General features: G+C 41.8%; 15 protein-coding genes and 2 pseudogenes. 11 read left to right on the top strand and 6 right to left on the bottom strand.

Going from position 1 to position 20894, the window contains the following annotated elements; translation table 11 throughout:
* Positions 1 to 215 precede the first annotated feature (215 nt).
* Both metK and VB740_RS26470 read right to left on the bottom strand, forming a co-directional pair.
* Positions 216 to 1490, bottom strand: a complete 1275-nt coding sequence (metK, locus tag VB740_RS26465) for a methionine adenosyltransferase (protein ID WP_323202835.1) — start codon at positions 1488 to 1490, stop codon at positions 216 to 218.
* 422 nt (positions 1491 to 1912) lie between these two features.
* Positions 1913 to 2917 (bottom strand): phosphoribulokinase, encoded by a 1005-nt coding sequence (locus VB740_RS26470; RefSeq protein ID WP_012409283.1) that lies wholly within the window; start codon positions 2915 to 2917, stop codon positions 1913 to 1915.
* Between the two features lie 1211 nt (positions 2918 to 4128).
* On the opposite strand from VB740_RS26470, the gene petH reads away from it, so the two are divergent.
* The 7 genes and pseudogenes from petH to VB740_RS26505 all read left to right on the top strand — a co-directional run.
* The gene (petH, locus tag VB740_RS26475) at positions 4129 to 5439 is read left to right on the top strand and encodes a ferredoxin--NADP reductase (RefSeq protein WP_323202836.1); all 1311 of its coding nucleotides are present in this window, start codon (positions 4129 to 4131) and stop codon (positions 5437 to 5439) included.
* 254 nt (positions 5440 to 5693) lie between these two features.
* Complete coding sequence (locus VB740_RS26480; RefSeq protein WP_323202859.1) at positions 5694 to 6980, top strand: homoserine dehydrogenase; 1287 nt, start codon at positions 5694 to 5696, stop codon at positions 6978 to 6980.
* A gap of 128 nt (positions 6981 to 7108) precedes the next feature.
* Positions 7109 to 7852, top strand: a complete 744-nt coding sequence (locus VB740_RS26485) for a Uma2 family endonuclease (protein ID WP_323202837.1) — start codon at positions 7109 to 7111, stop codon at positions 7850 to 7852.
* 250 nt (positions 7853 to 8102) lie between these two features.
* Positions 8103 to 9221, top strand: coding sequence for a DUF262 domain-containing protein (locus VB740_RS26490; protein WP_323202838.1), 1119 nt, complete (start codon positions 8103 to 8105; stop codon positions 9219 to 9221).
* On the top strand, positions 9218 to 10339 hold the full coding sequence (locus tag VB740_RS26495) for an AAA family ATPase (protein ID WP_323202839.1): 1122 nt from the start codon (positions 9218 to 9220) through the stop codon (positions 10337 to 10339). Before VB740_RS26490 ends, VB740_RS26495 begins: the two co-directional genes overlap by 4 nt.
* Before the next feature lie 3 nt (positions 10340 to 10342).
* The gene (locus VB740_RS26500) at positions 10343 to 11326 is read left to right on the top strand and encodes a hypothetical protein (RefSeq protein WP_323202840.1); all 984 of its coding nucleotides are present in this window, start codon (positions 10343 to 10345) and stop codon (positions 11324 to 11326) included.
* A 79-nt stretch (positions 11327 to 11405) separates the two neighbouring features.
* Positions 11406 to 11579 (top strand): annotated as a pseudogene (locus VB740_RS26505) (Uma2 family endonuclease); the annotation flags it as partial.
* A gap of 96 nt (positions 11580 to 11675) precedes the next feature.
* Here VB740_RS26505 and VB740_RS26510 read toward each other — a convergent pair.
* The 4 genes from VB740_RS26510 to VB740_RS26525 form a co-directional block, all read right to left on the bottom strand.
* Positions 11676 to 12554: an oxygenase MpaB family protein gene (locus VB740_RS26510; protein WP_323202841.1), complete on the bottom strand. Its 879-nt coding sequence runs from the start codon at positions 12552 to 12554 to the stop codon at positions 11676 to 11678.
* Between the two features lie 25 nt (positions 12555 to 12579).
* A complete protein-coding gene (locus VB740_RS26515; RefSeq protein WP_323202842.1) occupies positions 12580 to 13710 on the bottom strand; it encodes a CO2 hydration protein in 1131 nt (376 codons plus the stop codon).
* 184 nt (positions 13711 to 13894) lie between these two features.
* Positions 13895 to 15397 carry an NADH-quinone oxidoreductase subunit M gene (locus VB740_RS26520; protein ID WP_323202843.1) on the bottom strand — a complete coding sequence of 501 codons (1503 nt, stop codon included), beginning with the start codon at positions 15395 to 15397 and terminating at the stop codon, positions 13895 to 13897.
* A gap of 135 nt (positions 15398 to 15532) precedes the next feature.
* Positions 15533 to 17389 carry an NAD(P)H-quinone oxidoreductase subunit F gene (locus tag VB740_RS26525; RefSeq protein ID WP_323202844.1) on the bottom strand — a complete coding sequence of 619 codons (1857 nt, stop codon included), beginning with the start codon at positions 17387 to 17389 and terminating at the stop codon, positions 15533 to 15535.
* A gap of 658 nt (positions 17390 to 18047) precedes the next feature.
* Here VB740_RS26525 and VB740_RS26530 point away from each other — a divergent pair.
* From VB740_RS26530 to VB740_RS26545, 4 genes and pseudogenes are all read left to right on the top strand, one after another.
* The gene (locus VB740_RS26530; RefSeq protein ID WP_012410633.1) at positions 18048 to 18356 is read left to right on the top strand and encodes a carbon dioxide-concentrating mechanism protein CcmK; all 309 of its coding nucleotides are present in this window, start codon (positions 18048 to 18050) and stop codon (positions 18354 to 18356) included.
* A gap of 95 nt (positions 18357 to 18451) precedes the next feature.
* On the top strand, positions 18452 to 18796 hold the full coding sequence (locus tag VB740_RS26535; protein ID WP_039748664.1) for a carbon dioxide-concentrating mechanism protein CcmK: 345 nt from the start codon (positions 18452 to 18454) through the stop codon (positions 18794 to 18796).
* A gap of 6 nt (positions 18797 to 18802) precedes the next feature.
* On the top strand, positions 18803 to 19105 hold the full coding sequence (locus VB740_RS26540) for a EutN/CcmL family microcompartment protein (RefSeq protein WP_273765921.1): 303 nt from the start codon (positions 18803 to 18805) through the stop codon (positions 19103 to 19105).
* Positions 19106 to 19204: 99 nt separating this feature from the next.
* Positions 19205 to 20863: pseudogene (locus VB740_RS26545) on the top strand (ribulose bisphosphate carboxylase small subunit); the annotation flags it as partial.
* Positions 20864 to 20894 lie beyond the last annotated feature (31 nt).

Here is a 20894-nt window from a genome sequence, read left to right on the forward strand (position 1 = left end):
TAGCTCACAATCTGCTTAATTTGTCAATGCCTTCTACTGGACTGGCTCTCTAGCTAGGCAGTTACTACTTTTCGGTTAGTGCAATTAGTCATTGCAGCTTCCCCCCAATTCCTTTTAATATTCTTGTGGCTACTAAAAAACGAGGGCATAGGCAACTTAACAACTTGCCAATACCCTCAAATAGATATGCTAAGTTTTTGCAGTAGCGTATAAGTCTAAGTTAGTGCCTGAGCAACTACTGCCGAAAGTGACTCGTTTGCTGCTTGCTTCAACAATTCGGCTTTATCGGTCTGTTCCCAAGGCAAGTCTAAATCAGCCCGCCCAAAATGACCATAAGCCGCGACGTCCTGATAAAAACGTCCGCCTCGTTCACTTGGTAAGTTGCGTAGGTTGAAGGTATGAATAATCCCTGCTGGGCGCAGTTCAAAGTGCTTGTTGATTAATTCCAGTAAGGTTTCTTCATCCACTTTCCCGGTGCCAAAGGTATCCACTAGAATGCTTGTTGGTCGCGCTACACCAATAGCATAGGATAGCTGAATTTCAACTTTGTCTGCCAACCCAGCAGCGACAATATTTTTCGCCACATAGCGAGCCGCATAGGCAGCAGAACGGTCTACCTTTGTGGGGTCTTTGCCAGAAAAAGCGCCGCCACCATGCCGTGAATAACCACCATAGGTGTCAACGATTATTTTTCGTCCTGTCAGACCAGAATCTCCTTGAGGGCCACCAACGACAAATTTACCAGTGGGGTTGACTAAAAAACGTGTTTCCTCATTAGGCTTAATTTCAATGTCGCCAAAAACAGGCTCGACCACTGCTAGCCAAAGGTCTTGTTTAATTTTGGCTTGTACAGCCGCCTCATCCGTAATTTCCCCAATACTGGCTGTATGCTGGGTGGAAATTAGAATAGTATCAATACCTACTGGGCGTCCATCTTCGTAGACCACAGTTACTTGGGTTTTACCGTCAGGACGCAGGTATGACAATTCACCTGTTTTGCGGACTGCTGCCAATCGGCGAGCAATGCGGTGGGCAAGACTGATGGGTAAGGGCATCAGTTCTGGTGTTTCGTTGCTGGCAAAACCGAACATTATACCTTGATCGCCCGCACCAATTTTGTCGAATAGCTGATCACTATCTTGCTGGCGGGTTTCTTGGGCGGTGTTAACACCTTGGGCAATATCGGGTGATTGTTCGTCTAAAGCCAGCAGAACGCTGGTGCTGTTAGCAGAAAAGCCATTATCGGCATTGGTATAGCCAATTTCGGCAATTTTTTTGCGGGCGAGATTGACGAAATTTACATTGGCTTTGGTGGTTATTTCACCAGTGATTAGCACCAAACCAGTATTAACTACTACTTCAGCAGCGACACGGCTGCTGGGGTCTTGTGTCAGCAGTGCATCCAGAATAGTATCAGAAATCTGATCGCAGATTTTATCTGGATGACCTTCGGTGACTGACTCGGAGGTAAATAAATATCGACGAGACAAAGGAAATTCCTCCTGACTTGAGTTTTTTGGCTGACTAAATGTAGTATTTAGTTCAACTACCTAATTTAACGTGAGTTAGATAGAACCTCTCCCTAACTTGAACTTTAGTTCAAATCTGCCCCTCTCTGACTCAAAGAGACACGGTTTTGCGTAGTAAAACCTCTTAGAGGTCTTTTGATTCGGCTCGTTATGCAAAAACCACATAAGCCGTCGAACTCACATTAATTTATGAAATCATAACAATATTTATACTTCAGTAGTTAGTATCTTCTTGATATCGATAAAACCACTAGCTATAAGGTAAGTATCTGTAAAGAAGATAAATTTATACTAATTATTTTGTGACTAAAATGTATTTAATAACACAAAAAAAGGGGACACCCAGAAGCGCCCCCACAAACTTTGACACAAACACTGCTGCTTTAAACCTGAACCGCTAACTTTGCTTCCGTAGCTGTCAAGCGCTCATAGGCAGCACGCATTTTCAAACCTGTAAGCACTTGGAAGAAACCAGTGCCATTATTGGAACCTGGATACTCGCGGTGCTGGAGTAACAAGTGAGTCAATTCACCTTGGTATTTGGTGGATGTATTGCTGAGATGGGTTTCGATGTAAATTACTTCTTCTAAGTTGTCAAATTGACCATCCACCTCTAATACTGAGACATAGCGGCCATAGTAAACATCTGATCCGTAGTATAGTTGCATACCAGGATAAGAACAAGTCAATTTGCGTCCACAGGGAGTCCAATTAATTGTTGATCCTTCATCAAACAGGTAGGTTGGATCAAAGCCTTCCTTACCTTCGCGCTGGAGCATACGTACCCGCAGGACTCTACGCTCTGTGTCGTTTTTGATCAAGTTCGTGGGTAATACTTGAAGAACTACATCGGCAAATTCTCTTTGTGGCTCGATAAACTTTTCAAAGTCAGGTTTGCGAGAATTAATTTGCGCTAAGACATCTTCGTAGCGATGCCCGCGTTCAGCCATATCTCGCTGAATTTTCCAGGCAATTTTAACTTCATCACTAATATCAAAATAAACACTGAAGTCGATTAGCGATCGCACCCGCTCATCATATAAAGGATGCAGCCCTTCAACAACTATAATGTGATTCGGCTCTACCCGCTCTGGCGGATCAATCAAGCCGGTTTCGTGGTTGTAAATCGGCTTATCAATCGCTTGACCACTTTTGAGCGTTTTAATTTGTTCATACATCAGATCAAAATTGTTCGCCCTGGGGTCTAATGCCGTTATCCCAGTTTCTTTACGCTGTTTGCGATCCAGGGAATGATAGTCATCCAAGCAAATGACTGTCATTAAATCTTCACCAAACAAATCTATCAAACGACGCAAAAACGTAGATTTCCCGCACCCAGAGTCTCCGGCTACTCCAATCAGTACCACGCGTTCCGGCTTACTTGTCATAAATCTCCTCTAGAATACTAAAATTGTCTCAATATTTTTTCACACAGCAGATTCTGAAGCCAGGAGTTTACCCCTTTGGTTTATCCTGCGTTCTTGCTACCTAGCACATCTATAAGACACCAAGCAAGTAGGCAACAACAATATAATTAAGTTGCTACTCGTCGGACTAGCCTGAATGTTGGTGCCGGTAAGTATTTAATCCTAGTGGTATATTTGATTTTAACAGAAGGGGGTATCCCATACAAGATTGCTGCCAAGAAGAATTAGGGTAGTTCATGAATCATTTTTTTGTTAATTTAGTTGTTAATTTAAAAATGGGGATCAGTACCGCCCATCAGCGTTGCACCTTTATCAGTCTGCTACTTCTGACTCTATATAATCAAGACTATAAGGTATAATTTATTATTGCCGTAGATTTTCTAATGTTCCTAAATTGTAATTGCTGCTCGACAATACTTAAAATATTCAAAGTAAAAATCTATCCAACGAATGAGGAAACAACTTGCATGATTTAAATTATTGGCTGTAGATTTATGGATATGCTCATATAGAAGCGTTGACGTTATGGCAAAGTACTGAGAGATGTTGACAGATTTTTCACATCAAGTAAAACTGATTACAGTTGCTTAAATCACGGTTCTCTATCTCGTTATGTTTGTAGCTGGAGTTGTCCTAGTAATGTCATTTTGCATAGATAGGTCATGAATATAGCTAACAAGATTGCGGAAGACTAGTAGATTTGAAGCAGTGAAACCAATCGCAAAAAAAACCTTCCGAGATTGGTATTCTCCGAATTAAACCCCTGGAGTATGCAAGCGCAACCGCAATTTTTGGAAGTCAACTGAGCAGTAAGTTCCAGTAATAGAAGCAGGCTTCCTACAATATCTGCCTTTTTAAGTTGCTGCTTGGGTAGTGAGGTAAAAAACTATCTCGCTAATGAAGATGGTAGTTAACGAAAAAAAGATTAAATTGACTCTTTATTAACATTCTCCACAAGACTTATCCTTTACCTTAGAAGGTGAACAGGTGTGTTTTTTGCTATGCCTGCATGTCTTTGGTGAGTGTACTTAGCAAGGCATTAATTTAATGATGCCTTTTTTCCTTCAAGGCCAGTTTTGTGAAACGAAAATCCGCTAAACTAAAGCTGGCATGGGATGGGAATAGTTTTTTTTTGAAAAACGGTTAAGTAAATTATCGGAGTGGTAGAACGAATGTACAATCAAGGTGCTGTTGAGGGTGCTGCCAACACAGAATTAGGTAGCCGCATCTTCCTTTATGAAGTGGTGGGTTTGCGTCAGAGCGAAGAAACCGATCAAACTAACTACCCAATTCGGAAAAGTGGCAGTGTGTTCATCAGAGTGCCTTACAACCGCATGAATCAAGAAATGCGACGTATCACTCGTCTAGGCGGCACAATTGTTAGCATCCAGCCTGTAACTGTTTTAGAACCAGTTAATGGTAAAGCCTCATTTGGGAATGCTACAAGCGTTGTCAGCGAGTTAGCTACATCTGGGCAAACTGCTAACAGTGAAGGAAATGGTAAAGCCACACCTGTGAATGCTCATAGTGCTGAAGAGAACAAGGACAAAAAAGGCAACACCATGACTCAAGCGAAAGCCAAAAAAGACCACGGTGACGTTCCTGTTAACACTTACCGTCCCAATGCTCCGTTTATTGGCAAGGTAATATCTAATGAACCGTTAGTCAAAGAAGGCGGTATTGGTATTGTTCAACACCTTAAATTTGACCTATCTGGTAGTAATTTAAAGTATATAGAAGGTCAAAGTATTGGGATTATTCCACCAGGAGTAGACAAGAACGGCAAGCCCGAAAAACTTAGATTGTATTCCATCGCCTCAACTCGTCATGGCGATGATGTGGATGACAAGACAGTATCACTGTGCGTCCGCCAATTGGAGTACAAGCACCCAGAAACTAGCGAAACAGTCTACGGGGTTTGCTCTACGCACCTGTGTTTCCTCAAGCCAGGGGAAGAGGTAAAAATTACCGGGCCTGTGGGTAAGGAAATGTTGTTACCCAATGACCCTGATGCTAATGTCATCATGATGGCAACCGGAACAGGTATTGCCCCGATGCGGGCTTATCTGTGGCGTCAGTTTAAAGATGCAGAAAGAGCAGCTAACCCAGAATACCAATTTAAAGGATTCTCTTGGCTGATATTTGGCGTACCAACAACTCCAAACCTCTTATATAAGGAAGAACTGGAAGAAATTCAACAAAAATATCCTGATAACTTCCGTCTCACTGCTGCTATCAGCCGCGAACAGAAAAATCCCCAAGGCGGTAGAATGTATATTCAAGACCGCGTAGCTGAACATGCTGATGAATTGTGGCAGTTGATTAAAAATGAAAAAACCCACACCTACATCTGCGGTTTGCGCGGTATGGAAGAAGGTATCGATGCAGCCTTAACTGCTGCTGCTGCTAAGGAAGGCGTAACCTGGAGTGATTACCAGAAGCAAATCAAGAAAGCTGGCCGCTGGCATGTAGAAACCTATTAAGTTAGTCATTAGTCATTGGTCATTAGTCATTAGTTTTAGACAAAGGACGAAGGACAAAGGACAAATGACAAAGGAAGCAGGATAATCAGTAGGTAGGGCAAACGCTCTACCTACAATTGTTTTGTTATGAATATTATAAATAGCTGAGGAAAGAGTTCTCAGTTCTGAAGAGTAGAGTACTAAATAATACTTGTTACTACTCAGCACTCAGCACTCAGCACTCAGCACTAAAAAATAAATTGGGTGCAAAAATTGTGGGTGTGAAACTAGGAATACTGGGATTAGGCACCGTGGGAACGGGAACAGTGCAGTTGTTGCAAGATAGCGCTGGGCGTCACCCATTGTTGCAAGAGATAGAAATTTATCGGGTGGGAGTACGATCGCTAGATAAGCCACGTACTGTAGAATTATCTACGGAAGTCTTAACTACAGATTTGGAATCGATTGTCAACGATCCGGCGGTAGATATAGTTGTCGAGGTGATGGGCGGATTGGAGCCGGCGCGATCGCTAATTCTCAAAGCTTTGAGTAATGGTAAGCATGTAGTCACTGCCAATAAAGCAGCGATCGCCCGCTTTGGAGCAGAAATTTTTACCACTGCCAATCAAGCTGGCGTCTACGTCATGCTAGAAGCTGCTGTGGGTGGCGGGATTCCCGTGATTCAACCCCTAAAGCAGTCTTTAAGTGTTAACCGCATTCACACTATCACAGGCATCGTGAACGGTACAACTAACTACATCCTGACGCGGATGCAGACAGAAGGCAGCAACTTCAGCGATGTCTTAGCTGATGCCCAGCGCTTAGGTTATGCTGAGGCTGACCCCACAGCTGATGTCGATGGCTTAGATGCAGCAGATAAAATTGCCATCCTGGCATCATTAGGCTTTGGTGGACGCATCAACCTACAAGATGTATATACTGAGGGGATTCGGCAAGTCAGCAAGACAGATATTGCCTACGCCGAAAAATTGGGATTTGTGATTAAATTGTTAGCGATCGCTAAACGTGATACTCCCTCATCCCCACTTTCCGTTAGAGTTCATCCAACTTTAGTGCCTCAAGCTCATCCGTTGGCTAGCATCAACGGTGTTTACAACGCCATTCTTGTCGAAGGAGAACCCATTGGGCAAGTAATGTTTTTCGGCCCCGGTGCTGGTGCTGGTGCAACCGCCAGTGCTGTGACATCAGATATTTTGAATTTAGTTGCTGTCCTCAAAACCAATACAGCAGTTGCAAATCCTTTAATAGCTTGTGGACATCAAGAATATTGCCAAATTGCACCGATGGCAGAACTGATAACTCGGTTTTACGCCCGTTTCCTTACAAATGACCAACCTGGAGTTATCGGGAAGTTGGGAACTTGTTTTGGTAACTATGGCGTTAGCTTAGAGTCAATTGTCCAAACTGGCTTTCAAGGCGAATTAGCAGAGATTGTGGTTGTTACCCATGATGTGCGAGAAGGTAACTTTCGGCAAGCTTTAGCAGAAATTCGGGATTTGGAAGGGATCGAAAGTATTCCTAGTTTATTGCGTGTACTTTGAAAGTATTGTTTTGCGATCGCCATCAGAGGTTTCTGTAGCCTAAAATACTTAGTTTTTATCTCAGATTTCTCTTTGCTCCTACCCTTGCTAAACTACAAACAACCCTTACATCCTGTAAAGGTAGTCTTATGAACTCTGCAACTGACCCATCCACCGCCCTTACTCCTTTCCCCGATCATACGCAGCTACCAGAGTCCAATGGTACTTTTGTGAAAAATGGGCAAGAGCATCCCCAAAGCATTTTACTGACTGATTCAATTACACCTGTCCTTAAACAACTACATCCTGATAGTCAATATTGTATCGGTCAAGACTTAGGTATTTACTGGCGTTTGACAGACCCGCCAGAACGAGGCGCAGAAGCACCAGATTGGTTTTATGTCGGAAATGTGCCGCCTTTGTTCGATGGACAAACGCGGAGGTCTTATGTACTGTGGCGAGAATTTATTGCACCCTTGATTGCCTTAGAATTTGTCTCTGGGGATGGTAGTGAGGAGCGAGATAAAACTCCTTGGAAGGGCAAATTCTGGATTTATGAGCAAGTAATTCATCCGGCTTTTTATGGCATTTATGAAGTGAATAAAACCAGTGTGGAAGTTTATAAATTAATTGGTGGACAATATCAGTTATTAACAGCAAATGAGCGCGGGCATTATCCGATTACGCACTTGGGAGTTGAGTTAGGCTTATGGCATGGAGTTTATCAAAACGCCGAATTGTCCTGGTTGCGTTGGTGGGATTTGCAGGGTAATTTGTTGTTGACTGGTGACGAAAGAGCCGAACAAGAACGCCAACGGGCTGAACAGGAAAGACAAAGAGCCGAACGCTTGGCTGCACAATTGCGATCGCTCGGTGTTGAACCAGAGTTTTAAGTATTTGGTTTAAGGGTGCGATCGCTCTGATGTTACCGGAGGCGATCGCGCCAATTTTGGATTTGCCTGGGGAACGTAAACAAGTAATAGACTAGGTACGTAGAGACGCGAAATTTCGCGTCTCTATTATTTAGGGAAATAGTAGGATTGAAATACGCCAGTTAAAAAGTCCCATTTGCTGATGTAGTAACACCAAGCATCACTCATAACTAAGTGAACAAACAAGTGTAAATACTAAGGAGTAAGGGCTGTGACAGATTTGAGTAACTACAACGCAGAATTAGCTGATGAAGAAGACAATGATGAAGAACAAGAAGAAAAAGTTACATTTCAGTATGACCCTGAGAAAATAAATATTGTTACAAGGGAGCCAACTATTGAGCAATTACTCAGAAGAATTAACGAAGATGCGCTTGATTTAGCACCTGAATTTCAACGACAAGCAAATATATGGACTCTAGAAGCAAAAGGTAAATTAATTGAATCTATTCTAATTAGAATTCCATTGCCTGCTTTTTATATTGATGCTACAAATGAAGATGAATGGGTAGTTGTAGATGGCTTACAAAGATTGTCTGCACTCAAGCATTTTGTTATTGATAAAAGTCTTAAACTAGTTGGATTAGAATACCTGAAAGAGCTTAATAATAAAACCTACGATGAATTAGAGCGCAGATATCAACGTCGGATATTAGAAACTCAAGTTACAGTATATTTAATTGAAAAAGGCACACCTTTGGAAGTTAAGTATAATATCTTCAAACGTATTAATACAGGAGGTGTACGTCTTTCAAATCAGGAATTGCGACATGCTTTGAATCCGGGACAAGCTACAAAGCTTTTGGCTAATCTAGCTTCTTTCCCAGAGTTCAAACGTGTTGTTAATCTTAGCCCAGATAAAAAAAAGAGAATGGATGATAGAGAGTTTGTACTAGGATTTATTGCTTTTTATTTAATTTCTTATAAAGAGTATCAAGATGAAACTAGAGATTCTTTTTTAAGTAAAGCTTTATCGAAGATAAATAGTCTTTGTCAGGAAGAAATACAAAGCTTAGAAAAAATCTTTAAAAGAACGATGAGCGCAGCATTTGATATTTTTAATAATAACGCTTTTCGCAAAATTTCTAAGAGAAATAAAAGAAAATTCCCACTCAATAAATCCTTGTTTGAAGTTTGGTCTGTAAATCTTGCAAAGCTCGATATTCAAAATATTGAAATATTAAAAGAGAGAAAAAAAGAACTAATAGATACTTTTGTTAAATATGTAGACAACGATACAGAATTTCTAGTATCAATATCTCAAGCAGCAAACAAAATAGAGCATAGATTTGAAACAGTTGAAAAAATTATCCAAGAAGTATTATTATGATTAATTCTCTGAGATTGACCAATTATAAAGCATTTGAAAATCAGTTAATTGAATTTAAGCCACTAACTTTACTTTCTGGTCTAAATAGTACGGGAAAATCTTCTGTACTACAATCGCTACTTTTGCTGCGCCAATCTTATCAACAAGAATTATTGCCAAATGTCGGTTTAGCATTGAATGGTGAATTAGTCCGCATTGGTACTGCTCAAGATGCATTTTGTGAAAGAGCTAAAGAGGATTATCTAGGTTTTGAAATTATTTGGAATGAGGGAAAAAAAGGGATTTGGCGTTTTAGCTATGATCCAATTAAGACAGGTGCAGATGTTTTAAATAATTTAGATTCTAAATTACCAATTGAGAATGTCTATAAATTAAGTCCTTTCAATAAAAGATTTCACTATTTACAGGCTGAACGTCTCGGGCCACGAACATCTTATGATATGTCAGATTATCAAGCACGACGACTAGGACAGTTAGGTAGTAAGGGTGAATATACTGCACATTTTTTAGCAATTAATCAAGATAAAGATGTTCTTCAAAGTAAACTAAGACATCCGATGGCAAAATCTAACGCCCTTAGCAGCCAGGTTGAAGGATGGATGAGAGAAGTTAGTCCTGGTACAAGGATTAAAATTAACTCAAATTCAGATATCGGTTTGATGAGTTTGCAATATTTTTATGGGGATAGTAACCCTTATCGTACTACTAATGTCGGATTTGGAATTAGTTACACATTACCGATTATCGTAGCAGTTTTATCATCTTCTCTGGGTACACTAATTATAATTGAAAATCCAGAGGCACATCTACATCCTAAAGGGCAAGTCAAGATGGGTGAATTATTATCACTTGCAGCTAGTTGTGGAATTCAAATAGTAATAGAAACTCATAGTGATCATGTTTTAAATGGTATTCGTCTTGCTGTTCATGGAGGCAAAATTAAGCCGTATGATGTTCAGCTACATTATTTTCAGCGACAAGAAAAAGAAGGACAAACTGTTACAGAAGTAGTATCTCCACATATTGATCGCAATGGAAGAATTGATAAATGGCCTGATGGTTTCTTTGATGAATGGGAAAAAAGTTTAGATGTTTTACTTGAGCCTGCGGGAGAGTAAAAGGTGGATTTTGACTTAATATTAAATGAGTTATCTCTGCGAAATCCGGCTCTGAATAAACAAGTAGCACAGCAAAGAATGTCTGAGCTAATTAAGACCATAAAGGCAGTCAAAGCTCAAGGGGTAAAGGTAAGCCTCCGCACTAAAGAAGATTTACATACAATAATACTTGCACCTAACTATCCTCTTCGTCACTGGCTTAATGACGCGGATCAAGTTGAACGACTTTTTATCAAAACTCTTGCAACTAAAGCACCTTTCTCAAGTAATATAGCAAATTCCGAAATCCAAGAGATTGAAAATAATGTTAGCTTGTCTGAATTTCGTCATCAAGGAGAAATGGCTATTGGGCTTGGTATTGCTTATGTACTTAATACGATCACAATTAGTACGATTGCAATCAGCTTACTCTCTCAGGAATGCTGGGATTGTAACCGTGTAAAACTTGAATTTCGATGCTTGGATGAGGATGGAGAGATAATCAGCGAAATTGTAGAAATTATCCATGCTAGCCGTAGCAGCCATGTACAAGAACACTCTAGTCTGATTCAACAACACCAAGAGCGCATTTATCAAAATGTTAGCGATGGGTTAGAAGTTTGGAATCGCAGAGAGGAATTATTTCCTAACCTAGAATTCTGCGATGTTGTGAGAAAGCAGTTAGAAGATATCCGTACTGGACAGTTGGAATTACAGTCTGTTGTGAACATATTATTTGAGCTTCACAAATGCTGTAAAAACTGGAATAATGGCTATTTCAATCTCGACGGGTATCCTATTGAAGAATCGGGGGAAAGTAAACCAACGCTTGATAAATATTTTAAAGAAAGAACTTTTCGTTGTCCTGATGGTAAAGATCGCTTATTTGAACGACACGTTAAATTGAGGTTCTGCAACTGGCGAATCCATTTTTTTGCAGAACAACCAGGAATAGTGATTATTAGCTATATTGGCCGCCATCTTCCTACAGTGAAGTATAGAACTTAATAGAAATATTGCGATCGCCCTTCTCCCTTCTTCCACTGCTAAACTAAAAAACAACCATTACTCCTGCAAAGGTAGCCTTATGACCTCTGCAACCGATCCATCCACCGCACTCACCCCATTCCCAGACCATACACAGCTTCCTGAATCTGACGGTACATTCGTGAAAAACTTTCAGGAACATCCCCAAAGCATTCTCCTAACAGACTCGATTAAACCGATATTACAAAAACGTCATCCTGATGGGCAATACTGTTGACTGCTCAATTGCGCTCTTTAGGCGTTGAACCAGAAGCCTAGATTTTTGGATGAAGGGTTATGGTAAAAGTTACTGACACATGAAACCAATCGCTTAAACAAGTTTGTCAGAGCTTTGCTGCTTAAAATTTTCCGCTGGTCCCACATTTGCAATTTCATAGCCAGTGGGATAGCTGGGGATAGGAGAGTCAATATAAAAATTAGGGTGATTTCGAGGTGGGAATAACCGGATTAATCTGGCTCGGATTTTTAGTAGACTTACCATAACCGATCGCAGCAATGGCGAAGGATAGGGAAAACCAAAGGCATCGAGCATTGTGTCATCCAGTAAAGCGTAGATACCTGGTTTGATGGAAGAACGCATCCACGAAGGAAACCAACTCAAAAACAAATCGCGTGTAGCTTCCCCAACTCGACAATTTGTATCTGAATAGCAAAATTTTTGGCGTTCGTAGTCAAGGTTATAGCGCTCCAATTCTTCGTAGGTTTCAGGGATATTCTGAATCTGCATTTGCTTACCTACTTCTCGCCAGAAGTAAAAAGACGCTAATTTTTCTTGTTCGCACATCAGCCGCCAACCAAACCGCGCATTCCAACGGATAGGCTCGAAAATGAAAGTTGAAAGTACATACAGGAAATCACCGTTGTCAATCTTGAAGCGTCCGTGGAGTGCATTCATGCGTTGCAGGGCTTCTTTGCCGCGATCGCTATCATAGCCCCACTTAATCATCTCTCCAACAATTATTGACGTATCATCGTAGCGTTTTTGCGGACAATGGGTAAATTCTCCTGTCTGATTCAGCAATTTAGAAATACTAGGAACGCAGTAAGTTCGCATCAAAGCAACTTCGAGCGATCGCGTCATATCCCAAGGAAACTCATAGCCATTCATCAAGTTATAAATCCGGCAATGATCTTGCACTGGATCGAGTTGCTGAATTAGCTGAAGATTTTTATAACGATTGAGAAGCATCTGAAATTTCTCTGTATAAATTCAGTTATTTATTGACATCTAGCAACCGCGAAGTTTCTAACCGACTCATCCACTTCTCTAAATAAACTCGATTACCTTTTTCCTCATTTGGATCTTTAGTATCCAAAGGATAAGGCATCAGTCCCAAAATCGTTGCTGTCGTTACGCAAAACATCGATTTTTGGAAACTCATGCAAATCTGTACCCGCAAATCATCTTCACCCCGAAGACTGCGACGATAAATTTCGTGCAAATACTCTGGAAGATAATGACGCATATCCTGCATCAACAAGGTGGGAGGAATACCCGCGCCGCCGATGGGCAAAGGATCGGCATACAAAGCGCCATATTGAAATCGTGTTTGATCTGGGGGAATTTGATATCCTTGGGCGTTGTATGAAACTGTACCGTGGAAAGGCGTTCCTCGGAAGAATACTGCTTCTACATAAGGTATTGCTGTATCTGCCAAGAAGGTCAAACCAACACTTTTGGGAATGATTTCATAGACTTCACCCCGAATTTTGACGGCATAGGTAATTGGGTTTGATGCATTGGCTACTAACCCTGCTTTAATATGTTCTACAACTTCGGGAATCGATTTTATTTTGCCTTTATCGTAGAGGTCTGATAAGCTGAGGAAGATATCAGCCATAACTCGCCAGAATTGGCCTAAACCCGTATAGTAAGCAGAGACGCGCAATTGTTCTGTTAAGAAATCTGGAAACAGTTGATTGATACCCGAAATTAAGAAATTATTTTTAAACTTTGCGGCAATAACGGCTTGCGCTCTTTCTTTAAATTCGGTTGTATCTAAATACGTATCTAGTCCGCCGCCACCGTGCCACATCATGCCTTTCATGCAATACTCGGCATATTCAAAATTAATGCGATCGTGCCACCAGTGACGGAGTAATTTCTGAAAAGAAACATCTCCATTAAAGTATTTAAAAAATGGGAAAAATATTAAAAACTGATGCTCGGCAATATAGTTAAGGTTTTTTGAGTAGGCATCTAAAACTACGCCATAGCTTTTTAAAATACCAACAACTTCCAGCACATTTTCTGGATTATCGGGAACTAATGCCTCTCCTTTTTGCAAACGTTCAATATACTCAGCTAAGGGATTGTGAGTTGCTTTCTTTTTAATAGTTACCATTGCTATCTCTCCAACAAGTATAGGGATTAGGGCATTGGGCATTGGGCATTGGGCATGGGGCTAGAGGACAAGGGGACAAGGAGAATTGGGGACAAGGGGAAAGACTTGTTTGAAGTTCTCTCACCTCTTGTCCCCTTGTCTCCCTTGCTCCCTGCTCCCCTGCTTCTTCCCCATTCCCCACTCCCTAATCCCTATTCCCCACTTTATCCAAGGACACTGCAACTACTACGTTTTGGCTATTAACCATTGCCGTAATTGTTGGTTCAGTCCAGCGTGCTAACCAACCAGGTTGAATGCCGAAAATCACAATCAGCACAGCTAAAATTGCAGCTGGGACGCGATCGCTCCAATACACTCGTGGTAAGTTGGTAACTTGTGCAGACAAGCGTCCAAAAAAGGCACGGTTAAGAAGTATTAGGAAGTAAACCGCAGTTAAACCTGTACCAATCATTGATAAGAGCGTTTGCAGTGGAAAAACTGGGAAACTACCCCGAAAAACGATGAATTCGGAAATAAACCCCAGCATTCCTGGTATCCCAGCGCTGGCCATCGCTCCCACAACAATCAAGCTACCAATTACAGGCATACCTCGTTCTGGATTCAGCAGTCCTCCAAGGACTTCTAAATCCCGGCTTCCGGCTTTTTTATACACAACCCCTACCAGCAAAAACAGCATGGCGGAAATCAAGCCGTGGCTAATCATCTGCATAACAGCACCCAAAACACTTAATGGTGTAGCCGCAGCCGCCGCCAAAAGTACGTATCCCATGTGTCCAATGGAACTGTATGCCACCATTTTTTTCATATCGGTTTGGGCGATCGCGCAGGATGCACCATACAGTACACTTACTACTGCCCAAGTCGCTAACCAAGGAGCCACATAAGCCCAAGCTTCTGGTAACAAGTTCATGCCAAACCGCAGTAAGCCATAAGTTCCCAACTTCAACAACACTCCAGCCAACAGTACAGAAATTGGTGTGGAAGCTTCAACGTGAGCATCTGGCAACCAAGTATGGAAGGGAACTAAGGGAATTTTAATCCCAAAACCTACCAAAATTCCCCCTAGCAGTAAAAGCTGTGTCGCTAGAGGTAGAGTTGTAGGGTTCAAGGTTGCTAGTGCAAAGCTTGAGGAACCACTCAACCAAACCATGCCGAGGAAACTTGCTAAAATCAAGATTCCCGAAACGGCAGTATAAATGAGAAATTTTGTTGCAGCATAACCCCGCTTTTCCCCGCCCCAAATAGCTATCAACAGATATAGCGGGATTAGTTCCAATTCGTAAAACAAGAAAAATAGCAGTAGATCCTGTGCCAGAAAAGCTCCAGTCACCCCAGCACTCAATAATAGTATCAAAGAGTAATAAAATTTAGGACGCTGAAGGGATTCATCGCTACTGTAAATGGCAATGCAAGTTAACAGTGCATTCAAAACCAACAGTGGCAAAGATAAACCATCTATTCCCAGGTTATAGTTCAAGCCTAAGACATCTATCCAAGGTAGAGACTCGGCAAATTGTTGAGTGATTTCCCCTGGATGGAATTGAATTGCTAGTACGATTGTCCACAAGAAAGCAATACTGGCAAAGACTAAAGCCACCCCACGGGCAAATTTCCCATTGATGCCAGAGGGCGAGAAACCAATTAAAGCTGCGCCGATTAATGGCACTAGAATTAAAACACTAAGCATAGATAGAAGGGGAAAGGGGAAAGGGTATAGGGGAAAGGGGAAAGGGAAAGAGGGAGAGAATAATAATCCCTAACTCTTAACTCCTAACTTCTCACTCAGCAAGGATGAAACCATAGCTCTTCGCTAACAGCACTCTTAAAAAGGTAATTTATCTAGTAAGCCTAATGACCAGCTGATGAAAAAACCCAGGACGCTGACAACTGCTAGGATGGTCAACATATAGCCCTGAGATTGCCCAGAAATGCTGTATTTTAAAGTTTGTCCGCCAAGAATTGTTGCAAACCCAACTAAGTTAACTAAACCATCGACTAAATAGCGATCGCTCCAAGCAGAAACTTTAGATAACAGTGCTACTGCACCCACCACCGTTAAACGATAAACTCGGTCAATATAAAAATCATAACCTAACAAGTCCTGCACAAATCTCCACGTCAATATTCTGGATCTTGACCAAGCTTTGTGTAGATAAACTGTAGATCCTACACCTACCCCCACGACGGTAGAAGTAAACAACGCTAGCGCCACAGACCAATTAATACTTTCCCAATCTGGTAGCAAATACCATTGCTGTAGCATTAAAGGCACAAGCAGAGTAAAGACTGTAAGAATCACCATTGGTAAGGCCATCTGCCAACCAACTTCTGGGGTGCGACGGGTCTTCTGTTGCGGTTTATCCCAGAACACTAATCTGAACACTCTGGTCAAGTTCAATGCTGTCAAGCCATTGACCAATAATAAAACCCCAATTACCCAAGGGCTAATATTCACAAAACCGTCAGCCCATGCTAACATTGCCCAAAAGCTTCCTAGCGGTAGCAGTGTTACCATTCCGGCTGAACCGACAATAAAGGCAGTGGTGGTAGCTGGCATTCTTGACCACAGACCGCCCATTTCTGTTAAGTCTTGGCTTTGGGTAGTCAAAATTACTGAACCAGAACTCATGAATAATAATGCTTTAGCGATCGCATGAGTTAACAGCAACATCAAGGCTACGCCCCCTTGCTGTAACCCTACCGCCAAAAACACTAACCCCATGTATGCACTGGTGGAATGAGACAGCGATCGCTTAATGTCAATTTGAGCTATGGATACTAATGTGGCACCAATCGCCGTTACCGTTCCCATTACTACTAATACATTCAAGGCAACTGGCGACAGGGCTAACAATGGTTGCATTTTATACAGTAGATAAGCACCACCAGCTACTACCAGTGAGTTCCGCATTACCGAGGCGGGGTTAGGGCCTTCCATTGCCTCATCTAACCAAAGGTGCAAGGGAAATTGGGCACATTTACCAGCAGGCCCAGCAATTAACGCCAACCCCAGCAATGTTGATGTTATTGGGCTTAAATTAGCTGTTTGCGCCCACTCATATAAATCTGAAAAGTTCAAGCTGCCGGCTAAGGTGGAAAGCGTCACCACTCCCATCAGCAGCAACAAGTCTCCCACCCGTTTAGTTAAAAACGCATCCCGCGCTGCCGTCACTACTAGCGGTTGAGCATACCAGAATCCCACCAGCAAGTAAGTTGAAAGCGTCAGCACTTCCAAAAGGGTATAGCTGAAAAGCAAAGAATCACTGATTGCTAAAGCACTCAGGGCTGCTTCAAAAAATCCCAGCAGGCCAAAAAAACGTGCCAACGACCAGTCTTTTTCCATGTAACCCAGAGCATAAACTTGTGCAAGTAAGCTTAACCCTGTAATTAAAACTGTTGCCCCAATGCTGACTGCCGAAAGTTCCAAGGCAAAAGATAAGTCTAAATCAGCAGCTTTGAACCACGGCACCAGTAACTTTTCTGGTTCTCTATCCCAGATAATGTTAAATACAAACAGACTATGGACAAAAGCCAAAACCGTCATCAACAAGTTTATGTATGCCGCAGGTCTTGGCCCTGTTCGCCGAATTATTCCTATTCCCCACGGCAACGTCAAAATTGCACCTAATAAGCTATATAAAGGCACAAACCAACTTGTTGAAAATAGAAATTGATGCATTTAAATTCACCTTGACGACTCAGCCTTGATTTAAAAAAAAGCTTTCAAACAATTATTTATGTTAGAGAATTAATCTAGTAAAATATCAATATTTTTTTACTATTGTTTCAACTTACTTACCAAAAGTATTTTTACTTTACTTTACCTATTAAATTCCTATAAAATATAACTTTACATATCTAAAAGCATTTACTTGCCTTAACCTCACCTCCGTTTTTACATTTGTATTTCTATTTTGAGCAAAGTAATTTATACGATATATTGGAAAAATTTATATATTTTTCACCTAGTCCTAGTACTTATAGCAAAAATTGCCAGAAGATAGAGACAGTATAAGATACAGCAGCTTGTCGTCCCTCGCAAGATAAAATTACTCTTGGTTATGAATGTCGTTTTGTAAATGTGATAAAGAAATTATAAAGCATAAGTGGCTTCTCTAGGAATCAGTGAACTTTAATTGCTCAGAAGCACAGATAAATTTTTGTTAAGTTTTTTAAAACTTTCTTATCATAAACTATTATAGTAATTTATATTGCCAGGAAGGCCAAGCTTTCCTATGCTTAATTTGGAAGTGTTTTCTTAGCTCTAAGATCAAGCTCTCCCCGTCAAAAATTTTAAGCGACAGTACAGATTGGATTAATATTGTAGGAGTTCTGCGATGCCAATTGCAGTTGGGATGATTGAAACGAAGGGCTTTCCAGCAGTAGTGGAAGCTGCTGATGCGATGGTGAAAGCCGCCCGTGTGACTTTAGTAGGATATGAAAAAATTGGTAGCGCTCGCGTCACCGTGATAGTTAGGGGAGATGTATCGGAAGTACAAGCTTCCGTAGCTGCTGGGGTTGAAGCGGCGAAAAGAGTATTTGGTGGTGAAGTGTTATCCACTCACATCATTGCTCGTCCTCACGAAAACCTAGAATACGTATTGCCGATACGTTACACAGAAGCTGTGGAACAGTTCCGTACTTAAAAGCTGTTTAAATAAAGTAATTAACACTTTTTACCTTTTTGAGCATCGCTTTCTCTTGTCCAGGGCTAAAAACTTTAAATAGGGATTAAAATCTAATGTCAATTGCAGTGGGAATGGTTGAAACGCTAGGCTTTCCAGCAGTAGTGGAAGCTGCTGATGCAATGGTGAAAGCTGCCCGTGTTACTTTAGTGGGCTATGAAAAAATCGGTAGTGGTCGAGTTACCGTGATTGTTCGGGGTGATGTGTCGGAAGTGCAAGCTTCCGTAGGCGCTGGTGTTGAATCAGTGAAGCGAGTCAACGGCGGACAAGTGTTATCTACTCACATCATTGCTCGTCCTCACGAAAACTTGGAATATGTCCTACCAATTCGGTATACCGAAGACGTAGAGCAGTTCCGGGAAAATGTGAATGCTATTCGTCCTTTCGGTAGAAGACCGTAATTTGTAATGCAAGTCGCCAAAGTTCGCGGCACAGTAGTTAGCACCCAAAAAGATCCAAGTCTTCGAGGTGTCAAGCTACTGTTATTACAATTAGTGGATGAAGACGGAAATATCCTGCCACAATACGAGGTAGCAGCAGATAGTGTGGGAGCCGGAGTAGATGAGTGGGTACTTGTCAGTCGTGGCAGTGCAGCTCGTAAAGTTGTTGGAAATGAACAGCGACCATTAGATGCAGTAGTAGTGGCGATCATAGATACCATTCACGTTGAAGATCGCCTCATTTACAGCAAAAAAGATCAATATCGATAAGTCCTTAGTCATTAGTCATTAGTCATTAGCTCTCCACAAAAGGCAAATGACAAAGGACAAATGACAAATGACAAATGACAATACAGGAGGAATCTCGAAATGGCAGTCCGCAGCACGGCGGCACCCCCAACCCCGTGGTCGAGGAATTTAGCTGAAGCCCAAATCCATGAAACAGCCTTTGTACATTCATTCTCCAATCTGATTGGAGATGTACGGATAGGTGCAAATGTAATCGTTGCTCCGGGGACTACGATTAGAGCGGATGAAGGCACACCATTTTATATTGGTGAAAACACTAATATTCAAGATGGTGTTGTAATTCATGGGTTGGAGCAAGGTCGAGTAATTGGTGATGATCAAAATAAATACTCGGTGTGGGTAGGTAAAAACTCTTGCATTACCCATATGGCTCTAATTCACGGACCAGCTTATGTAGGGGATAATTCCTTCATTGGCTTTCGCTCTACAGTGTTTAATGCCAGAGTGGGTGCAGGTTGCATCGTGATGATGCACGCTTTGATTCAAGACGTAGAAATTCCCTCAGGTAAGTATGTACCTTCGGGAGCGATCATCACCAATCAGCAGCAAGCTGACCGCTTGCCAGATGTGCAAGATCAGGATAAGGACTTTGCTCATCATGTGGTTGGGATTAATCAGGCGCTGCGAGCTGGTTATCTTTGTGCTGCGGATAGCAAATGTATTGCACCAATTCGGGATGAGAACACTAAATCTTATAAAGGTAATGGTGTTACTGTTTTAGAGCTAGAAAGGAGTAGTGAAGTGGCGAGCAATAGCTTGGGTGCAGAAACAATAGAGCAGGTGCGCTATCTATTGGAACAAGGGTATAAGATTGGTACGGAACACGTAGACCAAAGACGGTTCCGCACGGGTTCTTGGACTAGTTGCCAACCAATTGAACCGAGATCGATCGGTGAAGCGATCGCAGCATTAGAAAGCTGTGTAAGAGACCATAGCGGCGAGTATGTCCGGCTGTTTGGTATTGACAAAGATAGACGACGTGTGTTAGAGAGCATCATCCAACGCCCGGATGGTGATTTTAAACCAGCTACCAGCTTTAAGGCTCCGGCTAGTAGTCATAGCAATGGCAGCTACAGCAGCAATGGTAATGGTAACGGGAACGGCTCTAGCAGTGGCAAAGTCAATGGCGAAACTGTAGAGCAAATCCGCCAACTTTTGGCAGGTGGTTACAAAATTGGCATGGAACACGTAGATGAGCGCCGCTTCCGGACTGGCTCCTGGACTAGCTGCAAGCCAATTGAAGCAACTTCTATAAATCAAGTAATTTCCGGCTTGGAAGAATGTATAGAAAGCCATCAAGGTGAGTATGTGCGTTTAATCGGCATTGATACCAAAGCCAAACGGCGGGTATTAGAAAGCATAATTCAACGTCCAAATGGTCAAGTAGCCCCCTCTGGTAGTCAGAAATCATTTACTAGTAGTGGAACTTCTGGTAATGCTACGGCAACAGTTACTAGCAACCGTTTGAGTACAGAAGTCGTAGACCAACTCCGTCAACTATTGGCAGGTGGGTATAAAATTAGCCTTGAACACGTAGATGAGCGACGGTTCCGTACAGGTTCTTGGACTAGTACCGGTCAAATTCAAGCCTCCTCAGAAAGAGAAGCGATCGCAGCCTTAGAAGGACACCTTGGTGAATACCAAGGGGAATATGTACGCTTAATTGGTATTGACCCCAAAGCCAAACGGCGGGTATTGGAAACAATTATCCAACGTCCAAATGCTCAAGTAGCCTCTTCTGGCAGTCAGA

It is taken from the genome of Nostoc sp. UHCC 0251, from assembly GCF_034932245.1.
In the GTDB taxonomy this organism is placed as follows: Bacteria; Cyanobacteriota; Cyanobacteriia; order Cyanobacteriales; family Nostocaceae; genus Nostoc.